This is a genomic window from Hydrogenophaga sp. Root209 (assembly GCF_001428625.1).
Taxonomy (GTDB): domain Bacteria; phylum Pseudomonadota; class Gammaproteobacteria; order Burkholderiales; family Burkholderiaceae_C; genus Hydrogenophaga.
This window is the reverse complement of the sequence record NZ_LMIE01000031.1, coordinates 292969-313417: the sequence shown is the minus strand read 5'-3', so window position 1 is coordinate 313417 and position 20449 is coordinate 292969. Positions and strand designations below refer to the sequence as shown.

General features: G+C 65.3%; 21 protein-coding genes. 9 read left to right on the top strand and 12 right to left on the bottom strand.

What is annotated here, in order from left to right; all coding sequences use genetic code 11:
• The first annotated feature begins 67 nt into the window (after nucleotides 1–67).
• The 4 genes from glnA (at nucleotide 68) to ntrC (ending at nucleotide 4952) form a co-directional block, all read left to right on the top strand.
• On the top strand, nucleotides 68–1483 hold the full coding sequence (glnA, locus tag ASE11_RS19965; RefSeq protein WP_056275661.1) for a type I glutamate--ammonia ligase: 1416 nt from the start codon (nucleotides 68–70) through the stop codon (nucleotides 1481–1483).
• A gap of 191 nt (nucleotides 1484–1674) precedes the next feature.
• Nucleotides 1675–2196 carry a hypothetical protein gene (locus tag ASE11_RS19960; RefSeq protein ID WP_056275659.1) on the top strand — a complete coding sequence of 174 codons (522 nt, stop codon included), beginning with the start codon at nucleotides 1675–1677 and terminating at the stop codon, nucleotides 2194–2196.
• Nucleotides 2193–3341 (top strand): nitrogen regulation protein NR(II), encoded by a 1149-nt coding sequence (gene glnL / locus ASE11_RS19955; RefSeq protein ID WP_082585887.1) that lies wholly within the window; start codon nucleotides 2193–2195, stop codon nucleotides 3339–3341. The genes ASE11_RS19960 and glnL overlap by 4 nt, the downstream gene beginning before the upstream one ends.
• A gap of 51 nt (nucleotides 3342–3392) precedes the next feature.
• The gene (gene ntrC / locus ASE11_RS19950; RefSeq protein WP_056275658.1) at nucleotides 3393–4952 is read left to right on the top strand and encodes a nitrogen regulation protein NR(I); all 1560 of its coding nucleotides are present in this window, start codon (nucleotides 3393–3395) and stop codon (nucleotides 4950–4952) included.
• Here the strand turns inward: ntrC and xth are convergent.
• The 7 genes from xth to ASE11_RS19915 are packed head-to-tail and all read right to left on the bottom strand — an operon-like array spanning nucleotide 4939 to nucleotide 10762.
• Nucleotides 4939–5715, bottom strand: coding sequence for an exodeoxyribonuclease III (xth, locus tag ASE11_RS19945; protein WP_056275653.1), 777 nt, complete (start codon nucleotides 5713–5715; stop codon nucleotides 4939–4941). The genes ntrC and xth overlap by 14 nt on opposite strands.
• A 4-nt stretch (nucleotides 5716–5719) precedes the next feature.
• Nucleotides 5720–6232, bottom strand: coding sequence for a dihydrofolate reductase (locus ASE11_RS19940; protein WP_056275649.1), 513 nt, complete (start codon nucleotides 6230–6232; stop codon nucleotides 5720–5722).
• Nucleotides 6233–6236: 4 nt separating this feature from the next.
• Nucleotides 6237–7142, bottom strand: a complete 906-nt coding sequence (locus ASE11_RS19935; protein ID WP_235501372.1) for a DMT family transporter — start codon at nucleotides 7140–7142, stop codon at nucleotides 6237–6239.
• Nucleotides 7139–7969 (bottom strand): thymidylate synthase, encoded by an 831-nt coding sequence (locus tag ASE11_RS19930; protein ID WP_056275648.1) that lies wholly within the window; start codon nucleotides 7967–7969, stop codon nucleotides 7139–7141. The genes ASE11_RS19935 and ASE11_RS19930 overlap by 4 nt, the downstream gene beginning before the upstream one ends.
• Nucleotides 7966–8871: a lytic transglycosylase domain-containing protein gene (locus ASE11_RS19925; protein ID WP_056275645.1), complete on the bottom strand. Its 906-nt coding sequence runs from the start codon at nucleotides 8869–8871 to the stop codon at nucleotides 7966–7968. The genes ASE11_RS19930 and ASE11_RS19925 overlap by 4 nt, the downstream gene beginning before the upstream one ends.
• The gene (locus ASE11_RS19920; RefSeq protein WP_056275642.1) at nucleotides 8868–10304 is read right to left on the bottom strand and encodes an FAD-binding oxidoreductase; all 1437 of its coding nucleotides are present in this window, start codon (nucleotides 10302–10304) and stop codon (nucleotides 8868–8870) included. Before ASE11_RS19920 ends, ASE11_RS19925 begins: the two co-directional genes overlap by 4 nt.
• Nucleotides 10301–10762 carry a DUF2069 domain-containing protein gene (locus ASE11_RS19915; protein ID WP_082585886.1) on the bottom strand — a complete coding sequence of 154 codons (462 nt, stop codon included), beginning with the start codon at nucleotides 10760–10762 and terminating at the stop codon, nucleotides 10301–10303. The genes ASE11_RS19920 and ASE11_RS19915 overlap by 4 nt, the downstream gene beginning before the upstream one ends.
• Nucleotides 10763–10797: 35 nt before the next feature.
• Here ASE11_RS19915 and ASE11_RS19910 point away from each other — a divergent pair, with 35 nt between their 5' ends.
• The gene (locus ASE11_RS19910) at nucleotides 10798–12084 is read left to right on the top strand and encodes a YihY family inner membrane protein (protein WP_056275639.1); all 1287 of its coding nucleotides are present in this window, start codon (nucleotides 10798–10800) and stop codon (nucleotides 12082–12084) included.
• A gap of 7 nt (nucleotides 12085–12091) precedes the next feature.
• Here ASE11_RS19910 and ASE11_RS19905 read toward each other — a convergent pair whose 3' ends face one another.
• Complete coding sequence (locus tag ASE11_RS19905) at nucleotides 12092–13351, bottom strand: cytochrome P450 (protein ID WP_056275637.1); 1260 nt, start codon at nucleotides 13349–13351, stop codon at nucleotides 12092–12094.
• Between the two features lie 99 nt (nucleotides 13352–13450).
• On the opposite strand from ASE11_RS19905, the gene ASE11_RS26005 reads away from it, so the two are divergent.
• Nucleotides 13451–13684, top strand: a complete 234-nt coding sequence (locus tag ASE11_RS26005; RefSeq protein ID WP_156406425.1) for a hypothetical protein — start codon at nucleotides 13451–13453, stop codon at nucleotides 13682–13684.
• Nucleotides 13685–13687: 3 nt separating this feature from the next.
• On the opposite strand, the gene ASE11_RS19900 is transcribed toward ASE11_RS26005, so the two are convergent.
• Together ASE11_RS19900 and ASE11_RS19895 are read right to left on the bottom strand one after the other, a co-directional pair.
• Entirely contained in the window at nucleotides 13688–14506 is an 819-nt protein-coding gene (locus ASE11_RS19900) for an alpha/beta fold hydrolase (protein WP_056275634.1), read from the bottom strand.
• Between the two features lie 2 nt (nucleotides 14507–14508).
• Nucleotides 14509–15819, bottom strand: coding sequence for an O-acetylhomoserine aminocarboxypropyltransferase (locus tag ASE11_RS19895; protein ID WP_056275631.1), 1311 nt, complete (start codon nucleotides 15817–15819; stop codon nucleotides 14509–14511).
• Nucleotides 15820–15951: 132 nt separating this feature from the next.
• On the opposite strand from ASE11_RS19895, the gene ASE11_RS19890 reads away from it, so the two are divergent.
• On the top strand, nucleotides 15952–16419 hold the full coding sequence (locus tag ASE11_RS19890) for a CBS domain-containing protein (RefSeq protein WP_056275627.1): 468 nt from the start codon (nucleotides 15952–15954) through the stop codon (nucleotides 16417–16419).
• A 65-nt stretch (nucleotides 16420–16484) separates the two neighbouring features.
• Here ASE11_RS19890 and ASE11_RS19885 read toward each other — a convergent pair whose 3' ends face one another.
• Nucleotides 16485–17696 (bottom strand): polyhydroxyalkanoate depolymerase, encoded by a 1212-nt coding sequence (locus ASE11_RS19885; RefSeq protein WP_056275624.1) that lies wholly within the window; start codon nucleotides 17694–17696, stop codon nucleotides 16485–16487.
• 133 nt (nucleotides 17697–17829) lie between these two features.
• Here ASE11_RS19885 and ASE11_RS19880 point away from each other — a divergent pair, with 133 nt between their 5' ends.
• Nucleotides 17830–18486, top strand: coding sequence for a glutathione S-transferase (locus ASE11_RS19880; protein ID WP_056275621.1), 657 nt, complete (start codon nucleotides 17830–17832; stop codon nucleotides 18484–18486).
• A gap of 231 nt (nucleotides 18487–18717) precedes the next feature.
• Here the strand turns inward: ASE11_RS19880 and ASE11_RS19875 are convergent, their stop codons facing one another.
• The gene (locus tag ASE11_RS19875) at nucleotides 18718–19140 is read right to left on the bottom strand and encodes a cupin domain-containing protein (RefSeq protein ID WP_056275618.1); all 423 of its coding nucleotides are present in this window, start codon (nucleotides 19138–19140) and stop codon (nucleotides 18718–18720) included.
• A gap of 163 nt (nucleotides 19141–19303) precedes the next feature.
• Here ASE11_RS19875 and aroC point away from each other — a divergent pair, with 163 nt between their 5' ends.
• Nucleotides 19304–20404 carry a chorismate synthase gene (gene aroC, locus ASE11_RS19870; protein WP_056276409.1) on the top strand — a complete coding sequence of 367 codons (1101 nt, stop codon included), beginning with the start codon at nucleotides 19304–19306 and terminating at the stop codon, nucleotides 20402–20404.
• Nucleotides 20405–20449 lie beyond the last annotated feature (45 nt).

Below are 20449 nucleotides of genomic sequence, written 5' to 3'. Positions count from 1 at the left end.
GGCACAAATACTGCTTCATTCCCAAGTCGATTTTCATTTTTCACTCACCCAGCTACAGGAGTATTTGATGGCCAAGACCGTCGCAGACGTGATGCAAATGGTGAAGGACAACGACGTCAAGTTCGTTGACTTCCGTTTCACCGACACCCGGGGCAAAGAGCAGCACGTCACCGTGCCTGTGTCCCACTTCGACGAAGACAAGTTCACCTCGGGCCACGCGTTCGACGGCTCTTCGGTCGCTGGCTGGAAAGGCATTGAAGCTTCGGACATGCAACTCATGCCCGACTCCAACACCGCCAACATCGATCCATTCTTCGAAGAAACCACGCTGTTCCTGCAGTGCGACGTGATCGAGCCGGGTGACGGCAAGGCCTACGACCGCGACCCGCGTTCCATCGCCAAGCGCGCTGAAGCCTACCTCAAGGCCTCGGGCCTGGGCGACACCGCTTACTTCGGACCAGAGCCGGAATTTTTCATCTTCGACGGCGTGCGCTGGAGCAATGAGCCCGGCCGCGTGATGTGCGAGATCGACGAATATGAAGCACCGTGGAACAGTGGAGCCAAGCTCGAAGGCGGCAACCGTGGCCACCGCCCCACCGTCAAGGGTGGCTACTTCCCCGTGCCCCCGGTCGACAGCACGCAAGACATGCGCGCCGAGATGTCCCTGATCCTCGAATCGCTGGGCATTCCGGTTGAGGTGTTCCACCACGAAGTGGCGGGCGCTGGCCAGAACGAAATCGGCACCAGGTTCAGCACGCTGGTCGAGCGCGCCGACTGGACCCAGGTGCTCAAGTACGTGGTGTGGAACGTGGCCAATGCCTACGGCAAGACCGCCACGTTCATGCCCAAGCCCTACGCTGGCGACAACGGCTCGGGCATGCACGTTCACCAGTCGATCTGGAAAGACGGCAAGAACCTGTTCGCCGGCGACGGATACGCCGGCCTGAGCGAATTCGCTCTGTACTACGTGGGCGGCATCATCAAGCACGCCCGTGCGCTCAATGCCATTACCAACCCTGGCACGAACTCGTACAAGCGCCTGGTGCCTGGCTTCGAAGCCCCGGTGAAGCTGGCTTATTCGGCCCGCAACCGCTCGGCCTCGATCCGCATCCCGTACGTGGCCAATCCCAAAGGTCGTCGCATCGAAGCGCGTTTCCCCGACCCTTCGGCCAACCCTTACCTGGCCTTCTCGGCCCTGATGATGGCCGGTCTGGATGGCGTGGAGAACAAGATCCACCCGGGCGAAGCCGCCACCAAGGACCTGTACCACCTGCCGCCGGAAGAGGACAAGTTGGTGCCCACCGTGTGCCACAGCCTCGACCAGGCGCTGGAGTATCTCGACAAGGGTCGCGGCTTCCTGACCAAGGGTGGTGTGTTCACCGACTCCATGCTGGATGCCTACATCGAGCTCAAGATGGCCGAAGTCACGCGTTTCCGCATGGCGCCGCACCCGGTCGAATTCGACATGTACTACAGCCTGTGATGGATCGCTCGGCCTGGCCGGGCGTCCATGCAGACGAGGGACGGCGCAAGCCGTCCCTTTTTGTTTTGGAGCGACATCTGGCCCTGTCCATGGGGTCGGCGGCGGCACTTTTCAAAGGGTTTTCCGTCATACTGATTCGCGATAAACGGCGCCAGTCTTTGCCGTGTCGACCCAACGGAGACCCTGTGCCCATGTCCGCTCTGCATTTCTCTTTCGTTCCATGCCTCGTCGCAGGCGCTGTGGCCTTGTGCAGCCTGCAAGCCCAGGCCCAGGAGCGCATCTATCGCTGCGGCAACGAATACACCAACAACGCCCAAGTGGCCAAGAGCCGCAACTGCACCCCGATGGAGGGTGGAAACATCACGATCGTGGAAGGGACCAAGCCCGCGCCCGCTGCCCGCACCACACCTGCAGCGGCCACGCGCAACGGCAACGACCGTGTGGATCCCAATGCGCAGCGTGCCCGCGACAGCGATGCCAAGGCCATTCTGGAGGCCGAGTTGCGCAAGGCCGAGGAGCGGCTGGCGCAGGCGCGCAAGGAGTACGCCAATGGCGAGCCCGAAAAGCAGGGCATCGAGTCGCGCAACTACCAGCGCTATCTGGATCGGGTGGCTGAGCTCAAGGCTGCGGTGACACGCGCCGAGAGCGATGTTGCAGGACTGCAGCGAGAGTTGGGCCGGCTGCCTGCCGCGTCGGGCAATGCCGCAAGATGAGCGGTTTGAAGAAGACACCAGCTCCATCTCCCATCAAACGCGGGGCGCCGCCCAAGCCGACGGGGGCCGGAGGCGCGAAGCGGCCCGCTGCCTCGTCGGGGCGTTTTCAATCGCTTGACTTGTTGGCCACCCTGGTTGCGGTGGTCGATGCAGATGGGCATGTGCTGTATGCGAACGCGGCGCTCGAGGATGCGCTGGGCACCTCCCGACGCAGCATTGCCAACTCCCTGTTTCAAGACTGCTTCACCGAGCCCGCCTTACTGGAGAACGCACTCAGTGGCGCCCGGGGCAACGAATTTGCCGCCTTGCGCTACGACGCCTGGCTCAAGCGCGTGAGCCATGAATCCTTGCCGGTGCATGTGGTGGTGGCCCAGACCGAGAGCAAGGGTGAGGTAGTGGTGGAGTTGTTGCCGCTGGAGCAACAGGCCAGACAAGAGCGCGAGGAGCGCCTGATCGACCAGGCCCAGGCCAACAAGGAGCTCATTCGCAACCTCGCGCACGAGATCAAGAATCCGCTGGGCGGGATTCGCGGAGCCGCGCAACTGCTTCAGATGGAGCTGGATTCGCGCGAACTCATCGAATACACACAGGTCATCATCCACGAGGCTGATCGGCTGCAATCGCTGGTTGATCGCCTGCTCGCGCCGCACCGCCGACCGCACGTGGTGGGTGACGTGAACATTCACGAGGTTTGCGAGCGGGTGCGTTCGCTCATACTGGCCGAGTTCCCCAAGGGGTTGCGCGTGGTGCGCGACTACGACACTTCCATTCCCGAGTTTCGCGGTGACCGCGAGCAACTCATCCAGGCCGTGCTCAACATCGCGCACAACGCGGCGCAAGCGCTGGCCGAACGCATCGCGGCGGGTGAGGCGAAGATCATTTTCAAGACCCGTGTGGGTCGGCAAGTCACGTTTGGCAAGCAGCGCTATCGCCTGGCATTGGAATTGCATGTCATCGACAACGGGCCTGGCGTACCAGACTCGATCAAGGACCGCATCTTTTTCCCGCTTGTGTCGGGACGCGATGGCGGCTCCGGCCTGGGGCTCACGCTGGCACAAACCTTTGTTCAGCAGCACCATGGATTGATCGAGTGTGAGAGCGTGCCGGGATGCACGGACTTCAAGATCCTCATCCCCTTGCCCTAGAACCGACACACCATTGCCGAGCGCTGCGCCACAAGAAGGGACGACACCAACATGAAGCCGATCTGGATAGTGGACGACGATCAATCGATCCGCTTCGTGCTTGAAAAAGCGCTGTTGCGCGAGAACCTGCCCACACGCAGCTTCACCAATCCGCAGGACGTTCTCAAGGCCCTGACGGACTCACCCGAAAGCGAAGGCCCGCAGATCCTGGTGAGCGACATCCGCATGCCCGGCGGCTCTGGCCTGGAGCTGCTGGAGAAGGTCAAGGAAATGCTGCCCGGCCTGCCGGTCATCATCATGACCGCCTTCTCCGACCTCGACAGTGCGGTGTCTGCCTTCCAGGGTGGAGCATTCGAATACCTGCCCAAGCCGTTCGATCTGCCGAAGGCGGTGGAGCTGATCCGCCGTGCGGTGGAAGAAAGCCAGCGAGAAGAGGTGGCCGAAGAACGCATGACCGCCGCGCCCGAGATGCTCGGGCAGGCGCCGGCCATGCAGGATGTGTTTCGCGCGATCGGACGCTTGAGCCAGAGCCAGGTCACGGTGCTGATCACCGGTGAATCGGGCTCCGGCAAAGAGCTGGTGGCGCGCGCCTTGCACAAACATTCGCCCCGCGCCGCAGGCCCGTTCGTGGCCATCAACACCGCAGCGATTCCGAAGGACTTGCTGGAGTCCGAACTCTTCGGCCATGAGCGGGGTGCCTTCACCGGTGCGCAGACGATGCGCCGTGGTCGCTTCGAGCAGGCCGATGGCGGCACGCTGTTTCTCGACGAAATCGGCGACATGCCGTTTGACCTCCAGACGCGCTTGCTGCGCGTGTTGTCCGACGGACACTTCTACCGTGTCGGTGGCCACAGCGCCGTGCGCGCCAACGTGCGCGTGATTGCCGCCACGCACCAGAACCTGGAGCAACGTGTCAAGGAAGGTGTGTTCCGCGAGGATCTGTTTCACCGGCTCAATGTGATCCGCCTGCGTCTGCCTGCCTTGCGCGAGCGTCGTGAAGACGTGCCCATGCTCACGCGCTTTTTCCTGCAGCAAAGTGCCAAGCAACTGGGTGTGGAGCCCAAGCGCATTTCAGAGTCCGCCATCCGGTTGTTGGGCACGTTCGACTTTCCCGGCAACGTGCGGCAACTGGAGAACGTGTGTCACTGGCTCACCGTGATGGCGCCCGCCCAGATGATCGAAGTCAAGGACCTGCCCCCCGAGGTGCTGGCCATGGCGGGAACGTCGGTGGCGGCGTTGGCGGAACTGCCAGAGGCGTTGTCCACGCCCACCGCTTCGGCCCCGTTCTCGGCCACTTTGCCACTCGTGGCGCTCCCGGAGGCCTCGCACATCGAATCGCCTTCACTCACCATGGCCGAATTTTCACCAGTGCCTGATGCCGTGCCGACGGCATCGGTGCCGGCCTGGGAAACGGGCCTGCAGGCCGAGGCGTTGGCGTTGCTGGAAGAGGGCCGCACTGATGTGTGGGACGTGCTCACCCGCCGCTTCGAGACCAAGCTGATTCAGACGGCGCTGGTCAACACCCGAGGCCGGCGCATCGAGGCCGCGCACAAGCTGGGCATTGGGCGCAACACGATCACCCGAAAAATACAAGAACTCAATCTAGAGTGACCACCACCGGTGCATGGTCGCTGGGCTGTTGGTTCTTGCGGGGCGCGCGGTCGATGGTGCATGCCTTGACACCGTCGCGCAGCGCCTCACTCACCAGAATATGGTCGATGCGCAGCCCGCGGTTCTTCTGGAAGCCCAGCATGCGGTAGTCCCACCATGAATAGCTCTTCTCGGGCTGCTCGAACAGTCGGTAGGCGTCGGTGAGCCCCAGTTGCAGCAAGGCCTGGAAGTGCGCGCGCTCTTCCACCGTGTGGTGGATGGTGTCCTTCAAGCCCACGGGATCGAACGAATCACGGTCTTCTGGCGCCACGTTGAAATCGCCCATCAGCACCAACCGCGAATGCACTTTCAACTCTTCCACGAGCCACCGGTGCAGCGCCTCCAGCCAGCGCAGCTTGTAGGCAAATTTCTCCGAGCCGGGTTCCTGCCCGTTGACGAAATAGCAGTTCACCAGTCGCAGCGGTCCCTCTGGGGTGTCCAGGGTCGCGGCGATCACGCGCGACTGGTCGTCGGAATGCATCGGGATGTTGCGCACCACGTCGGTCACGGGCGTGCGGCTCAGGATGGCCACGCCGTTGTAGGTCTTCTGGCCAAAAACCGCGGCGTGGTACCCGGCTTCCTTCAATGCGTCATAGGGAAACTTCTCGTCCACCAGCTTGAGCTCTTGCAGCCCGAGTGCATCGACAGGGTTGGCGGCGAGCCAGTCCAGCACCTGGGGCAGGCGCACGGTGAGGGAGTTGATGTTCCAGGTGGCGATTTGCATGGCTTCAGCGGTCCTGTGTGTAGGTGACGAAGGCAAACGGCAGGCCGTTGGCCGCGGTGTGGTGCTCGCGCGCGGTCTCGCGCCAAGTGGGCCCGAACACGGGGGCGAAGGCGTCGCCCTCGAAGTCCTGCGCGATCTCGGTGACCACCGCCGTGTCGGCCAGGTGCAGCGCGGCGGTGTAGACCTGCGCGCCGCCAATCACCCAGGCGTCGGCATCGGGCGGGCACAGCCTCACGGCATCTTCAAGCGAGCTTGCACGCGCGGCGCCATCGGCCTGCCAGTGCACGTCGCGCGTGACGACGATGTTGAGCCGGCCGGGCAACGGCCGGAACTTGCGGGGCAACGAATCCCACGTCTTGCGGCCCATGATCACCGGGCAGCCCAGCGTGGTGCGTTTGAAGTGAGCCATGTCCTCTGGCAGGTGCCAGGGCAGGGCGTTGTCCTTGCCGATCACGCCATTGGCGGCGCGCGCAAAGATGAGATGGAGGCGAGGGCTGGGCTGGGCTGTGGCTGGCATGCCGCTATTGTGCCGCCGGCCCGGGCGCAGCCGCTGCGGCTCGAGAGGGCAGCAGCACGCTGGCAATGGCCATCATCACGAAGCCGATGGCCACCCAGTCCTGCCAGTGCGGCACCTCGCCCACGATGAAGGTGGCGCTCAGCGTGCCCACCAGTGGAATCGCCATGACACTCATGGCGCTGGTGGCCGGGGGCAGGTCGCGCGCCATGCCGAACCAGATCAGCTGTGCGACGCCGTAGTTGATGAACACGCCGTACACCAGGCTGATCCACAGAGGGATGGAGAAGGTCGAAGGTGTGGGCACAGGCTCCAATGCAAGGGCCAGCACCCACACCACCGCACTGCCCAGCAACAGCATCCAGACCGTGACCACCATGGGCGACAGCTGGAAGTGCGCCCGGCGAAACATCAAGGTGCCCAGACCCCAGCAGAACGCCGCGCCCAGCATCCACGCGATGCCCACCGGCCGACCGCTCAGGCTTTGCAACTCGTGCCACAGCAGCAGGCCGATGGCAATGCCCGCGCACACCACCGCCACGCGCACGCGCGGCGTGATGCGCTCGCCAAAGAAGGCCGCGCCGATCAGCACGGTGAAGATCGGCATGGTGAAGCCCAGGATGGCCGCGCGACCAGAGGCCAGCTCTCTCACGCCGAAGATGGACAGCGTGTGCCAGCCCAGCACGTTGGGCAGGCCCAGCCAGGCGATGGTGGCCCACTCGGCGCGCGCTGGCCACATGCGCTCGCCGCTGCGGGCCACATAGGCAAAGAGCCAGAGCGCGCCCAGCAGCATGGTGCTGGCGCGAAAGTACAGCGGCGAGAGTTCCTGCAGCGATAGCTTCATCATGGGCCAGTTCACGCCCCACATGAGCGTGAGCGCCAGCAGCGCCCACAGTTGGCGGCGGCTGATCACACCGCTACAGGCGCCTTGATGGCCGCGTGGTGTTGGTAGTGCTGCACCTCGAAATCTTCGAACTCGTATTCGAAAATGCTGGCCGGGCGGCGCTTGATGTGCAAGCTGGGGTAGGCCATGGGCTGGCGCGAGAGCTGCAGTTCCACCTGCTCGTGGTGGTTGCTGTAGATGTGGCAGTCGCCACCAGTCCAGATGAAGTCGCCCACGTCCAGATCGCACTGCTGCGCCACCATGTGGGTGAGCAGCGCGTAGCTGGCGATGTTGAAAGGCACGCCAAGAAAGATGTCGGCGCTGCGCTGGTAGAGCTGGCAGCTCAGCTTGCCGCGCCCTCCGGGCTCGGTGGGAGGGGCCACGTAGAACTGGAAGAACGCATGGCACGGCATGAGCGCCATCTTGGAGAGCTCGGCCACGTTCCAGGCGCTCACGATGATGCGGCGCGAATCCGGGTTGCTCTTGAGCGTGTTCATCACGTCGGCGATCTGGTCGATGTGGCCACCGCCGGGCGTGGGCCAGCTGCGCCACTGCACGCCATAGACCGGGCCCAGGTCGCCGTCTTCCCGGGCCCACTCGTCCCAGATCGTGCAGCCGCGTTCCTGCAACCACTTCACGTTGCTGTCGCCGCGCAGGAACCAGAGCAGCTCCACGATGATGGCGCGCAGGAACACCTTCTTGGTGGTCACGAGCGGGAAACCTTCATTGAGGTCAAAGCGCATCTGGTGGCCAAACACGCTGGTGGTGCCGGTGCCGGTGCGGTCTGTTTTCTGCACGCCTGTGGTGTAGACGTGGCGCATGAAGTCTTCGTACTGCGATCGGATGGGACGGGTCATGGAAGGCGGTTGGGCAGGGCCTGCGAGGGGGATGTGATGCGTGCGTCGAACGGGTGGTGCTGCAGCGCGAACACCTGCTGGATGCGTTTGATGTAGCCCTGGGTCTCGGGGTAAGGCGGCACACCGCGGTAGCGGTCGACCGTGCCCTCACCTGCGTTGTAAGCGGCCAGCACCAAGGGCACGTTGCCCCGGAAATAGGCCAGCAGCCATTGCAGGTACGACAGGCCGCCGCGGATGTTCTGCTCGGCGTCGAACGGCTTGCGCACGCGAAAGCGCGCCGCCGTCTCGGGGATGAGCTGCATCAGGCCCTGCGCGTTCTTGTCCGACCGCGCGTTCACGTTGAAGTTGGACTCGGCCCGGATCACCGCGAAGGCCAGGCCCGGCTGAATGCCGAACTGCGGCGCCAGCTTGTAGACGATCTTCATGATCCGCTGCTGTTCGGGTGTGTTCACGAGGGACTGGTAGTGCGTCGCGAGCTCGGTGACTTCCGCTGCCTGCCTGGCCTCATTGGCCTTTTGCAGGTCGGTGCGTTCGGCCTCCTGCACACATTCGGGCTTGTCTGCCGGCGTGGCCAGGCGGTTGAACATGCCCTCGGCGTGCGTGTCGCCCAGCAATGCGGCGCGCGCAAACCAATGCGCGGCATACCCGTCGTTGCGCTCCACGCCGCGGCCGTTGGCGTAGATCCAGCCCAGGTTGTAGGCCGACATCGCGTCACCAGCCAGCGCGGCCTGGCAATACAGACGGATGGCGGCCTCGGTGTCGCGCTTCACCCCCTCGCCGTGCTCGAAGCCCTGCGCCTGCTCACGCCAGGCCTGGCGCTGCGACACGTCCACCGCGTGCGCCTGCCCCGCGGCAGCGAGCGCGAACGCCAGCAGAAGTCGGAGCCAATGGCGGGAGATCATGGTGAAAGGACGCGGCCAGGGTTCATGAGGTTGTGCGGGTCCAGCGCCTGCTTGATGGCCCGCATCAGACCCAGTGCAACCGGGTCCTTGTAGTGGGGCAGGTGGTCAGCCTTGAGGCTTCCCACGCCGTGCTCGGCGCTGATCGAGCCATGGTAGCGCGCCACCGCGTCAAAAACCAGCGTGTTCACGCGTGTTTCCTGCTCGTTCAGGAACTTTTTGGCGTCGCTTCCGGCCGGCGCCTGCACGTTGTAGTGCAGGTTGCCGTCGCCCAGATGGCCAAAGTTGACCAGCCGCACGCCCGGAATCTCACGCTGCAGCAAGGCGTCGGTCTCGACGCAGAAGGCCGGGATGTGCGAGACGGGGATGCTGATGTCGTGCTTGATGTTCAGGCCTTCCTCGGCCTGCGCCAGCGGAATGCTCTCGCGGATGTGCCAGAGCGCATGGGCCTGCGCCAGGCTCTCGGCCACCACCGCGTCGCTCACCAGGCCTTGCTCGAAGGCCGCTTCCAGCAGGCGCTCGAATTGGGCGCGTGCGTGTTGTTCCGATTCGTTGTCGCTGTTCTCCAGCAGCACGCAATAGGGCGTGTCCTGCCACAGCGGCACGCGCAACCGCGGCATGTGCTTGTCCACCAGGCTGAGCGCGAACTGGCCCATGACCTCGAAGCCGGTGAGGCCCGCGCCCAGGTGCTGGTGCGCGAGGCCCAGCAGGGCCACGGCGGCGTCCAGCGTAGGCAGTGCTGCCCAGGCGGTGAGCTGCGCGGCGGGCAGGGGGTAGAGCTTGAGCGTGGCGGCGGTGATGACGCCCAGCGTGCCTTCGCTGCCAATGAACAGGTCGCGCAGGTCGTAGCCGGTGTTGTCCTTGCGCAAACCGGTGAGACCCTGCCACACCTCGCCTTGCGCGGTCACCACTTCCAGGCCCAGGCAGAGGTCGCGCGCGTTGCCGTAGCGCACCACCTGCGTGCCGCCGGCGTTGGTGGCCAGGTTGCCGCCGATGCTGCAACTGCCTTCGGCCGCCAGGCTCAGGGGAAACAGGAAACCCGCCTTTTCGGCTGTGTCCTGCAGAGTCTGCAGCACGCAGCCGGCTTCCACCGTCATGGTGAGGTTGGCCGGGTCGATGGCGCGCACGGTGTTCAGGCGCATGAGACTCAGCACCACCTGCGCGCCCGAGGCGTCGGGCACCGAGCCGACCACCAGGCCGGTGTTGCCGCCTTGCGGCACCAGCGATACGGCGGCTTGCGCGCAGGCCCGCACCACGGCGGCCACCTCGGCCGTGCTGCCCGGGCGAACCACGGCCAGAGCCCGGCCATGCGCGCGCTTGCGCCAGTCCTGTTCCCAGGCCGACAGATCGGTGGTGGGGTCTTCGTGCGTGAGCACATGCGAGGCGCCCACGCTCTGGCGCAGTTGCGCCAGCAGTTCGAGGTGTGCCGGGCTCATGGTTGAGCAGCCGCGTTGGCGCTGGCCACGTCGGCCGCCACAGCGTCTTTGCCGGCCGCGCGCAGGCGGATGCGCACGTGCAGGGCGCAGGCCACGAACAAGGCCACGCACAGCAGCGTCTGGAGCACCGCCAGCCAGACGGATGGGCCGGTGTCGCTGGTGGCGCGCACCACACCTTCGGTGAAGTACAGCCACACGATCAGGCTGACCCAGCGGTAGGTGTACATGCGGTTTTTCAGCAGGCCCGCCAACGGGATCGTGAGCGGCAGCACCTTGAGCACCAGCCAGGAGCCACCCTCTCGCAGCGGGGCCAGCCACATTTCCCACAGAAAGCCCAGCACGATCAGGCCGAGCAGGCTGCCCACGGCCAGCCAGCGTGTGGCGTTGACGGCGCGCGCCGAATCTCCCTGTGCAACAAGGAGGGCTTCGAGGCTGGGGGGCGTGGAGATGTCGGGCATGGGAGGGGAGAAAAAGCAGGTGGCATGATACCGGGATGACCTTCAAAGAGCGCCTGCGTGCCCTGGAAACCCTCGCTCGCGCGCTGTGGCGCGATGCCTTGAACTTCCCCTGGGCCAACACCGCCATTACCCTGCGCGAGCGGTTCCGGGAAGACCGCCTGGGCATCACCGCCAGCAGTCTGACCTTCACCACCACCATTTCGCTGGTGCCGCTGTTCACCGTGGCGCTGGCCATCTTCAGTGCGTTTCCGATGTTCGATCGCCTGCAGGTCACGCTGCAGCGCTGGCTGGTGCAAAGCCTGGTGCCGCCCGACATCGCCAAGCAGGTGTTCAGCTACCTCAACCAGTTCGCGGGCAAGGCCGGCCAGATCGGGTGGGCTGGCGCGCTGGTGCTGCTGATCACCGCGCTGGCGTTGATCCTCACCATCGACCGCAAGCTCAACGACATCTGGCGCGTGCGCCAGCCGCGCTCATTCACCCAGCGGGTGCTGGTGTACTGGGCGGTGCTGACCCTGGGGCCGCTGCTGCTGGCGGTAAGCCTGACCGTGACCACGTACGCCGTGACCGCCTCGCGCGGCGTGGTCTCCGGCCTGCCCGGCGGCGTGCGCTTCCTGCTGGACGCGGTGCAGTTCGCGTTGCTCACGGGCGGCATTGCCGCGCTCTACCGCTACGTGCCCAACACGCGGGTACGCTGGAGCCACGCGCTCATTGGCGGCGTGTTCGTGGCCACCGGGCTGGAGCTGGCGAAGAAGCTGCTGGCCTGGTACCTCGCGCAGGTACCCACGTATTCGGTGGTCTACGGCACGTTTGCCACGGTGCCGATCCTGCTGGTGTGGTTTTACGTGGCCTGGGTGATCGTGCTGCTGGGGGCGGTGGTGACGGCCTACCTGCCCAGCCTGCTCTCGGGCATTGCGCGGCGCGGTGATTCGCCGGGCTGGAGTTTTCAACTGGCGCTGGAGGTGCTGGAGCAGTTGCACACCGCGCGCGACACGGCGCCCAAGGGCCTGAGCCTGGAAGCCCTGGCCCAGGTGCTGCGGGTCGATGCGCTGCAACTCGAGGAACCCGTGGCCGCATTGGTGTCGCTCGACTGGCTGGGGCGGCTCGATGAGGACGGCGAGCGCTACGTGCTGCTGGTCGACCCCGTCAGCACACCCTTGGCGCTGCTGGTGGAACGCTTGCTGCTGGCGCGCCAGCCGAACACCGCGCGTTTCTGGTCGGAGAGCCACTGGGCTCAGCTCACGCTGGCACAGGCCCTGGCGTCCACGCCCCAGCCGCCGTTGGTCCAGGAGATGGCCGAAGGCCCGTCAGTCGCGTCGGGCTGAAACGCCTTCACGCCACCGAGAACGGTGCGCGCAGGAAGCCGCGAAACCGAGCGCGCCCACCTCGCAGCGGGGCTTCGGTCAGCTGGAAATCGGGGAAGCGCTGCAGAAAGCGCCCGATGGCGATGCGTCCTTCCAGCCGCGCCAGGCTCAGACCCGCGCACTGGTGGATGCCGAAACCGAAGGCCAGGTGCTTGTTGCCCTCGCGCGCCAGGTCCAGCACCTCGGGGTCGGCGAACTGGGCGGGGTCGCGGTTGGCCGCGCCGATGCACAGCGTCACCAGCGTGCCGGCCTTGAGCTCAACACCGCCCACCTGCGTGTCCTTCACCGCGCGCCGGTTGCCCAGCTGATTCGACGACTCAAAGCGCAGGAACTCGTCAACCGCGCGGCTGAGCACCGCCTCTTGCGCAGTGCCATCGTCTGCGGTGTGCTGCATCGCGGTTTGCAGGAAGTTGCGGGCCTGGGGGTGTTCCTGCAGCGCGATCAGGCCGTTGCCGATCAGGTTGGTGGTGGTCTCATGGCCCGCATTGAGCAGGAAGATGCAGTTCTGCAGCAGTTCGACTTCGCTCAATTGCTCGCCACTGGCCTCGCCCTGGATCAGCCGTGTGAGCACGTCGCGCTCCGGGTCACCCGGGTGCTGCCTGCGCTGCGCCACCAGCGTGCGCAGGTAGGCCAGCATGTCGGTCACCGCCTCGTTGCCCAGCGCTTGCTGCACCGGCGTGATGGTGGGCTCCAGCGCGCCCAGAATGGCGAGCGACCAGGCGCGCAGCGGGCCGCGGTCCTGGTGCGGGACATCGAGCAGGTTGCCGATGATCTCCACCGGAATGGCCGAGGCGAAGTCTTCGATGAGGTCACCACCGCCGCGCTCGGCCAACGAGTCCAGCAGGCTGTCGACCAGCGCGATCAGGCCAGGTTCCATGTCGGCGATGGCGCGGCGCGTGAGTGCGCCCATGATCAGCCGACGCACGCGCGTGTGCAACGGCGGGTCGTTGAACACCAGGCTGGTGGTGTGGTGCTCGAAAAGCGCGGAGCCCACGCCGTATTTGGGCGCGAACTCGACCTGCTTGTCCGAGCTGAAGGTCTGCGCATCGCGGTACACCGCCATCAGGTCGGCACAGCGGGTGAGGAACACCGAACCATCGGGCATGCGGCGCACGGGTTCGTGTTCGCGCAGCGCGGCGTACACCGGGTAGGGGTTGGCGAGGAACTCGGGTTGGAGTGCGCGCAGGTCGAAGGCCCGGGCGATGTCCCGGGCCCGGGCGGGGGTCATCGGTGGCGTGATGTCGAGAGTCATGGTCTAAACAGGTTGGCGGCGGCGTAGCATGCAACGCAGCGCTGATGATGGCGTTTTTGATTGAAGGAGAACTTGATGACTTCCTGCATTTCCCGACTTTCCGTGTTGGTGCTGGCGCTCTCGTTCCACACAGCGCCAGCACTGGCTCAAAGCGTCATGACGGCGCCGGCCTGCCAGTGTTCGGCGCCCACGTTGGTGGTCTCGGGTGGCGCCAGCGTGGTGCATTGCATGTGCGGTGCGATGTCCTGCGTGATCACCCTGCCACCCGCCTCCAGCAAGGACACCAGCCAGCTCCAGTGTGTGAAGTGAGGCTCAGGCCGCGAGAAAGTTGCGGATGGCCACCAGCGTTTCTTCGGGCGCTTCGGTCATCTGGTGATGGCCCGCGGGCACGCTGGTCACCGAGACCCGGTGGCCGGCGGCCCTGGCCGTCTCGATCAGACCTTGCGCGGCCTTGGGATGCGTCATCTGGTCCTGCACGCCCAGCAGAAACAGCACCGGGCAGGTGATCTTCGACATGGCGGCTTCTCCGCCCGCATAGCTGTCGCAAGCCACGAAGCCGCGGTGGAACACATTGACCCGGGGGTTGCTGCGCAGCACCCGGCGGTTCAGTGCCAGGCTGGATCCGTACACCCAGGTGCCGGGGCCGAGCGCCGACGGCGGTGCGGCCAGCGTGCTGCGCGAGAACACGTTGATCATCTTCATGCCCTTCTCGGGCTCGTTGAGCGCTGCTTCGATCAACGCGGGCGAGACCTTCATGGGGTAGGCCGTGCCCACCAGCACCAGGTGGCTGACCCGGTCCGTCAAGCGCGCAGCCGCTTCCAGCGCAATCAGCGAGCCCCAACTGTGACCGACCAACGCGGCCTTCTGCACACCCGCCGCGTCGAGCAGCGCAGCCACGAAGCCAGCCGCGTCTTCCACCGATGCGGGCGCCTCGCCTTCGCTCTTGCAGTGCCCTGGCAGGTCCACCGCCAGCACGTTCCAGCCGTGGTGGGCCAGGTAGCGACTCTGCAGGATCCAGACGCTGTGGTCGTTGAGCACGCCGTGGATGAAAACCACGGTGGGTTTGGCGGCATCGAAGGGCTTGCCGCCGGTGTAGCAGTAGGTGTTGGCGCCGTTGACGGTGAGGTGCATGGTCAAGCCTTTGCTTTCTCAGCGGCCTTCAAGGCACGCTTCAAGTCGTCGATCAAATCGTCGGCGTCTTCCAGACCGATGGACAGGCGGATCGTGCCCGGGCCGATGCCGCCGGCGGCCAAGGCCTCATCGGTCATGCGGAAATGCGTGGTGCTGGCCGGGTGGATCACCAGCGAGCGGCAGTCGCCCACGTTGGCCAGGTGGCTGAAGATCTGGAGCGCTTCGATGAAAGCCTTGCCTTGCGCCCGGCTGCCCTTGATGTCGAAACTGAACACAGAGCCTGCGCCTTTCGCACCGAAGCGCAGCAGCTTGTTGGCCAGCGCATGGCTGGGGTGGCTCTCCAGCAGCGGGTGGCCCACGCGGCCCACCAGCGGGTGGCTGGCCAGGAACTGCACCACCTTCTCGGTATTGCCCATGTGGCGGTCCATGCGCAGCGACAACGTCTCGATGCCCTGCAGGATGAGCCACGCGCTGTGCGGCGAGAGGCAGGCGCCGAAATCGCGCAGGCCTTCGCGGCGCGCGCGCAGCAGGAAGGCGCCCACGGTGCTCTCCTCGCTGAAGACCATGTTGTGGAAGCCTTCGTAGGCCTCGGTGAGCTCGGGGAATTTGCCCGACTTCTCCCAGTCGAAACTGCCCGCGTCCACCACCACGCCACCGATCACGGTGCCGTGGCCACTGAGAAATTTGGTGGCCGAGTGGTAGACCAGGTCGGCACCGAGCTCGAAGGGTTTGACGAGGTAAGGCGTTGTAAGCGTCGAGTCCACCAGCAAGGGCACACCGGCCTCGTGTGCGATCTGCGAGACGGTGGGAATGTCCAGCACGTCCAGGCCGGGGTTGCCCACGGTCTCGCCGAAGAAGAGCCTGGTGTTGGGCCGCACGGCGGCGCGCCAGCCGTCGATGTCACCGGGTTTGACGAAGGTGGTGTCGATGCCGAAGCGGCGCATCGTGTAGTGCAGCAGGTTCTGGCTGCCGCCGTAGAGCGCGGTGCTGGCGACGATGTGCGAGCCCGCGCCCATGAGCGTGGCCACGCTCAGGTGCAGCGCGGCCTGGCCGCTGGCGGTGGCAATCGCGCCAATGCCGCCTTCGAGTGCGGCCATGCGCTGCTCGAACACCGCGTTGGTCGGGTTGCTGATGCGGCTGTACACATGACCCGCGCGCTCCAGGTTGAACAGGGCCGCTGCGTGGTCGCTGGATTCGAAGACAAACGAGGTGGTGAGATGGATCGGCACGGCGCGTGCGCCAGTGGCGGGGTCGGGCGCGGCGCCCGCGTGCAGCGCGAGCGTGTCGAAGCCTGGGTCTGAATAACCGGACATGGGGGTGGTCTCCTCGGAGTGCAGTGCTGTGTCGCCAGGGGCTGGCGCGCAGTGGTTTTGAGCGGTATTGTGGGGGTATATTGCACGGACGCCAGCCTTGCTGGAGACACCACCAGAAACAGGAGATCAGACATGAAAGTCAGCGACATCCTTCGCGTCAAGGGCGGCACGCTCTACACCACCCACCCGCAAGAAACCCTGCACCGCGCGGTGGAGACCATGTCTCAGTTCGACATCGGTTCGCTGGCCGTGATGGAGCACGGCGAGCTGGTGGGCATGTTGACTTTCCGCGAAATCATTCACACGCTGGCGCGCAACGGTGGCGCGCTGGGCGACAAGACCGTGCGCACGGTGATGGACGACCACCCCATGACCTGCACCCCCCAGACCGAGCTTGAACAGGTGCGCCCCATGATGCTGGAGCGGCACACCCGCTACATGCCGGTGATGGACAACAAGATGCTGATGGGCGTGATCAGCTTCTACGACGTGGCCAAGGCCGTGGTGGACAGCCAGAATTTCGAGAACCAGATGCTCAAGGCCTACATCCGCGACTGGCCGGCCGAAGACGAGGTGCAGCCCGCCGCACCGGCACGCTGATCCGCTTCAGGCTCCATGAAAAACGCCCCGCATGCCGGGGCGTTTTTCATGGGCTTGCCGAAACATCACCCCATCGTGGCGTGGATCATGTCCCGTACGCGTGGATAGATTTGCTGGTTCCAGCGCCGCCCGCTGAACACGCCGTAGTGGCCCACGCCGGTCTGTACGTGGTGGGTCTTGAGGTAGGGGCGCACGCTGCTGCACAAGTCTTGCGCGGCCACGGTCTGGCCGACCGCGCAGATGTCGTCGCGCTCGCCTTCCACCGTCATGAGGGCGGTGCGGCGGATGGCCGCCGGGTTGACCTTGCGTCCGTTCCAGGTGAGCTCTCCGCGCGGCAGGTCGTAGGTCTGGAACACCTTGGCCACCGTCTCCAGGTAGAACTCGGCCGGCAGGTCGTTGACCGCCAGGTATTCCTCGTAGAAGTCCTGGATCACTTGCGCCTCCTCGGTGCGACCGTGTTCCAGGTGGTCGTAGATGTTGCGGAACGACTGTTTGTGGCGCTCCGGGTTCATGGCCATGAAGGCCGAGAGCTGGATGAAGCCGGGATACACGCGGCGCATGAAGCCGGTGTGCGGCAGCGGCACGTGGTTGATGAGGTTCTTCTCGAACCATTCGATGGGCTTGCTGGTGGCCAGGCGGTTCACCTCGGTCGGGTTCACGCGGCAGTCCACCGGGCCGGCCATCAGCGTGAGGCTGCGCGGTTGCGCCGGGTTGTCGTCTTCGGCCATCACGGCGGTGGCCGCGAGTGCCGCCACACAGGGCTGGCACACCGCCACCATGTGGCTGCCTGGTCCCACGGCCTCGGTGAAGCGGATCATGTAGGTGATGTAGTCGTCGAGCGAAAAGCCGCCGTGCAGCAGCGAGACGTCGCGCGCGTTGTGCCAGTCGGTGATAAAGACGTCGTGGTCCTGCAGCAGGGTGCGGGCGGTTTCGCGCAGCAGGGTGGCGAAGTGGCCCGAGAGCGGTGCCACCAGCAGCACCGGCGGCTGCGGCTCCACGCCCGCCTTGCGAAAGTGAAGCAGCGTGCCGAAGGGCAGGGTGAGCGCGACTTCTTCGGTCACGGGCACTTCCTGGTCACCCACCATCACCTGGCCAATGTTGTAGGGCGGGCGCGAGTGCGTGAGGCGCAGGCGCGAGATCACGTCACAGGCGGCGGCCACCTTGCGCAGCACGCTGCGTTCCGTGTCTTGCAGCCACAGCGAAGCGCTCAGGTGCTGGGCCATGAGTCGCAACGGCGAGAGCAGGTCGGACTGGGTCTGGTAGGCCTGGTACAGCATGGTGGGATCCTGAAACTACGTGTTGCTGTGCAGGCAAGTAACGCGCCAGCCGGGTCTGCACCGCTGCGGTGCGTGGCTGGGCACTTTTGTGGCACAGCCCTTGCTCAGAGCAGGGTCAACGAGGAGCATGTCCATGACCACCACGGTACTCACGATCAGCAGCAAGAACTACGGTGCCTGGGCCCTGCGGGGCTGGCTGATGGCCCGGCTGGCCAAGTTGGAGTTCACCGAGAAGGTCATCTCGCCCGACGATCCGGCTATGAAGGCCGAAATGCTGCTGCTCTCGGCCTCGATGCGGGTGCCCGCGCTGGAACACCAGGGTATTCACGTGTGGGACACGCTGGCCATTGGCGAATACATCAACGAAATCAAACCCAAGGCGGGCCTGTTGCCGGCAGACCGCGCAGCACGCGCGCACTGCCGCGCGATCTGTGGCGAGATGCATTCGGGCTTCAGTTCGATGCGTTCGTCGCTGCCGATGAACATCAAAGCGCATTTCCCGAACTTCAAACTCTGGTCGCGCGCGCAGACGGACATCGACCGCATCGAGGCGATCTGGACGGAGTGTCTGGAAGCCTACGGCGGGCCTTACCTGTTTGGTGCCAAGCCCTGCATGGCGGATGCGATGTTTGCGCCGGTGGTCACGCGCTTCATCACCTACGGGGTGGCGATTGACGAGGTGTGTGTGGCGTACTGCGACGCCATCATGGCGTTGCCGGCGATGAAGGAGTGGGTGGCTGCTGCGGAGGCTGAGCCGGATGACATCGATGAGTTGGATGCGGAGTTCTGAGGTTTTGTTGTTCGTTGCGTTGTAGGCGGCTACCTCGCGCTGGATCGGGCACCTGGGCGCTCTGCTCCGCGAATGTCCTCCGGCGGCTGGTGCCGCCTCCCCCTTTATTTCGCTGCGCAGAGCGCCCAGGCGCCCGATCCCAATTGGCGGGTGTTTAAACCGCCGTTGGAGTGCCCGTACCCATGCTCCCGGGCCCAGCAACCCGGCAGCCCAGCAATCCCCGAACCCCAATCAACCCCAAGGCGCAGGTTTGGGAATCTCACATACCGGCTCCACATCCACCGTCTTGAAGTCCGCCGGCGATACGATCTCCAGGTACTCCATGTCCGGTGAATAGTCGAACAGATAGTGGCGGATGCCCGGGCGCTGGTGCACGCAGTCGCCGGCTTCCACCAGCGTCACCTGATCCTCGTACATGAACTTGGCCCAACCTTTGATCATGATCACGATCTGGAAGTCGGCCTCGTGGCGGTGCCAGCCCGTACCCTCCTCGGGCGGCAGGTTGGCCTTGACCAGATGCGCGATCACCTTGCCGTGGGTGGCGGCTGCGATGCCGAGGTCGCGGTAGAGGAAAAAATCCCGCAGACCGCCGGTGGCGTAGGGGTTGTCGGTGCCTTTGACGTGCGAGAACAGGGTGCTGGTGCGATCGAGCATGGAGCGCTCCTTTCTGGGGCTGGGCAGCAACGATTTGCTGCACTGCAGCGCGAAGCACGAAATGTTCCTGTCGCCCTTCCTGCCATGCGGGCGTTTTTTCGGGCACCTCACGCACCAGACTGGCTCACCGGCGCACCAGCGTGCCTCAGGGATAATCCAGCGCATGAGCGGCAACACCTTCGGCACCCTGTTTTGCGTCACCAACTTTGGTGAATCCCACGGCCCGGCCATTGGCTGCGTAATCGACGGCTGTCCGCCGGGCATGGAACTCAGCGAGGCCGACATCCAGGCCGACCTGGACCGCCGCCGCCCGGGCACCAGCAAGTTCGTCACCCAGCGCAACGAGCCTGACGCGGTCGAAATCCTGAGCGGCGTGTACGAGGGCAAGACCACCGGCACACCGATCGCCCTGCTGATCCGCAACACCGACCAGCGCAGCAAGGACTACGGCAACATCGCCCAGACCTTCCGCCCCGGCCACGCCGACTACACCTACTGGCAGAAATACGGCATCCGCGACCCGCGCGGTGGTGGGCGCAGCTCGGCCCGCCTGACCGCGCCCACCGTGGCCGCTGGCGCCGTGGCGCGCAAGTGGTTGAAAGAGAAGTTCGGCACCACCTTTCGCGGCTGCATGACGCAGATCGGCGAAGTGGTCGTGCCGTTCGAGGGCTGGGAGCACGTGCCGAACAACCCGTTCTTCGCCCCCGTGGCCGACGTGTCGGCGCTGGAGGACTACATGAACGCCCTGCGCAAGAGCGGCGACTCCTGCGGCGCGCGCATCCGCGTGACCGCGCAGGGCATGCCGGTGGGCCTGGGCCAGCCGCTGTACGACCGGCTCGATGCCGACATCGCCTACGCCATGCTGGGCCTCAATGCGGTCAAGGGCGTGGAGATCGGCGCCGGGTTTTCCAGCGTGTCCGACAAGGGCAGCACGCACGGCGACAGCCTCACACCCGAGGGCTTCGCGGCCAACAAGGCCGGCGGTGTGCTGGGTGGCATCAGCACCGGGCAAGACCTGGAGGTGGCGATCGCGATCAAGCCCACCAGCTCCATCCTGATCCCGCGCGAGACGATCGACGTGGCAGGCGCGCCCACCGAGATCATCACCAAAGGCCGCCACGACCCCTGCGTGGGCATCCGCGCCACACCGATCGCCGAAGCGCTGCTGGCGCTGGTGGTGATGGACCACGCGCTGCGCCACCGCGCCCAGTGCGGCGACGTGCAATTGCCCACACCCGACATCGCGGCCGCCGGTCGACGGTGATTCGCCCCACCGTTTCGTGCGCCAACTCCTCCCGTTCGGGCTGAG

Excerpts from the sequence above, each read along its gene's own strand:
- ASE11_RS19875 (WP_056275618.1), bottom strand. The coding sequence starts at position 19,140 with ATGCTCGATCGCACCAGCACCCTGTTCTCGCACGTCAAAGGCACCGAC.
- ASE11_RS19885 (WP_056275624.1), bottom strand. The coding sequence starts at position 17,696 with ATGCTGTACCAGGCCTACCAGACCCAGTCCGACCTGCTCTCGCCGTTG.
- ASE11_RS19910 (WP_056275639.1), top strand. The coding sequence starts at position 10,798 with ATGACCTTCAAAGAGCGCCTGCGTGCCCTGGAAACCCTCGCTCGCGCG.
- ASE11_RS19925 (WP_056275645.1), bottom strand. The coding sequence starts at position 8,871 with ATGATCTCCCGCCATTGGCTCCGACTTCTGCTGGCGTTCGCGCTCGCT.
- ASE11_RS19905 (WP_056275637.1), bottom strand. The coding sequence starts at position 13,351 with ATGACCCCCGCCCGGGCCCGGGACATCGCCCGGGCCTTCGACCTGCGC.
- ntrC (WP_056275658.1), top strand. The coding sequence starts at position 3,393 with ATGAAGCCGATCTGGATAGTGGACGACGATCAATCGATCCGCTTCGTG.
- ASE11_RS19900 (WP_056275634.1), bottom strand. The coding sequence starts at position 14,506 with ATGCACCTCACCGTCAACGGCGCCAACACCTACTGCTACACCGGCGGC.
- glnL (WP_082585887.1), top strand. The coding sequence starts at position 2,193 with ATGAGCGGTTTGAAGAAGACACCAGCTCCATCTCCCATCAAACGCGGG.
- ASE11_RS19960 (WP_056275659.1), top strand. The coding sequence starts at position 1,675 with ATGTCCGCTCTGCATTTCTCTTTCGTTCCATGCCTCGTCGCAGGCGCT.
- ASE11_RS19915 (WP_082585886.1), bottom strand. The coding sequence starts at position 10,762 with ATGCCCGACATCTCCACGCCCCCCAGCCTCGAAGCCCTCCTTGTTGCA.
- ASE11_RS26005 (WP_156406425.1), top strand. The coding sequence starts at position 13,451 with ATGACTTCCTGCATTTCCCGACTTTCCGTGTTGGTGCTGGCGCTCTCG.
- ASE11_RS19880 (WP_056275621.1), top strand. The coding sequence starts at position 17,830 with ATGACCACCACGGTACTCACGATCAGCAGCAAGAACTACGGTGCCTGG.
- aroC (WP_056276409.1), top strand. The coding sequence starts at position 19,304 with ATGAGCGGCAACACCTTCGGCACCCTGTTTTGCGTCACCAACTTTGGT.
- ASE11_RS19940 (WP_056275649.1), bottom strand. The coding sequence starts at position 6,232 with ATGCCAGCCACAGCCCAGCCCAGCCCTCGCCTCCATCTCATCTTTGCG.
- glnA (WP_056275661.1), top strand. The coding sequence starts at position 68 with ATGGCCAAGACCGTCGCAGACGTGATGCAAATGGTGAAGGACAACGAC.
- ASE11_RS19895 (WP_056275631.1), bottom strand. The coding sequence starts at position 15,819 with ATGTCCGGTTATTCAGACCCAGGCTTCGACACGCTCGCGCTGCACGCG.
- ASE11_RS19920 (WP_056275642.1), bottom strand. The coding sequence starts at position 10,304 with ATGAGCCCGGCACACCTCGAACTGCTGGCGCAACTGCGCCAGAGCGTG.
- ASE11_RS19890 (WP_056275627.1), top strand. The coding sequence starts at position 15,952 with ATGAAAGTCAGCGACATCCTTCGCGTCAAGGGCGGCACGCTCTACACC.
- xth (WP_056275653.1), bottom strand. The coding sequence starts at position 5,715 with ATGCAAATCGCCACCTGGAACATCAACTCCCTCACCGTGCGCCTGCCC.
- ASE11_RS19930 (WP_056275648.1), bottom strand. The coding sequence starts at position 7,969 with ATGACCCGTCCCATCCGATCGCAGTACGAAGACTTCATGCGCCACGTC.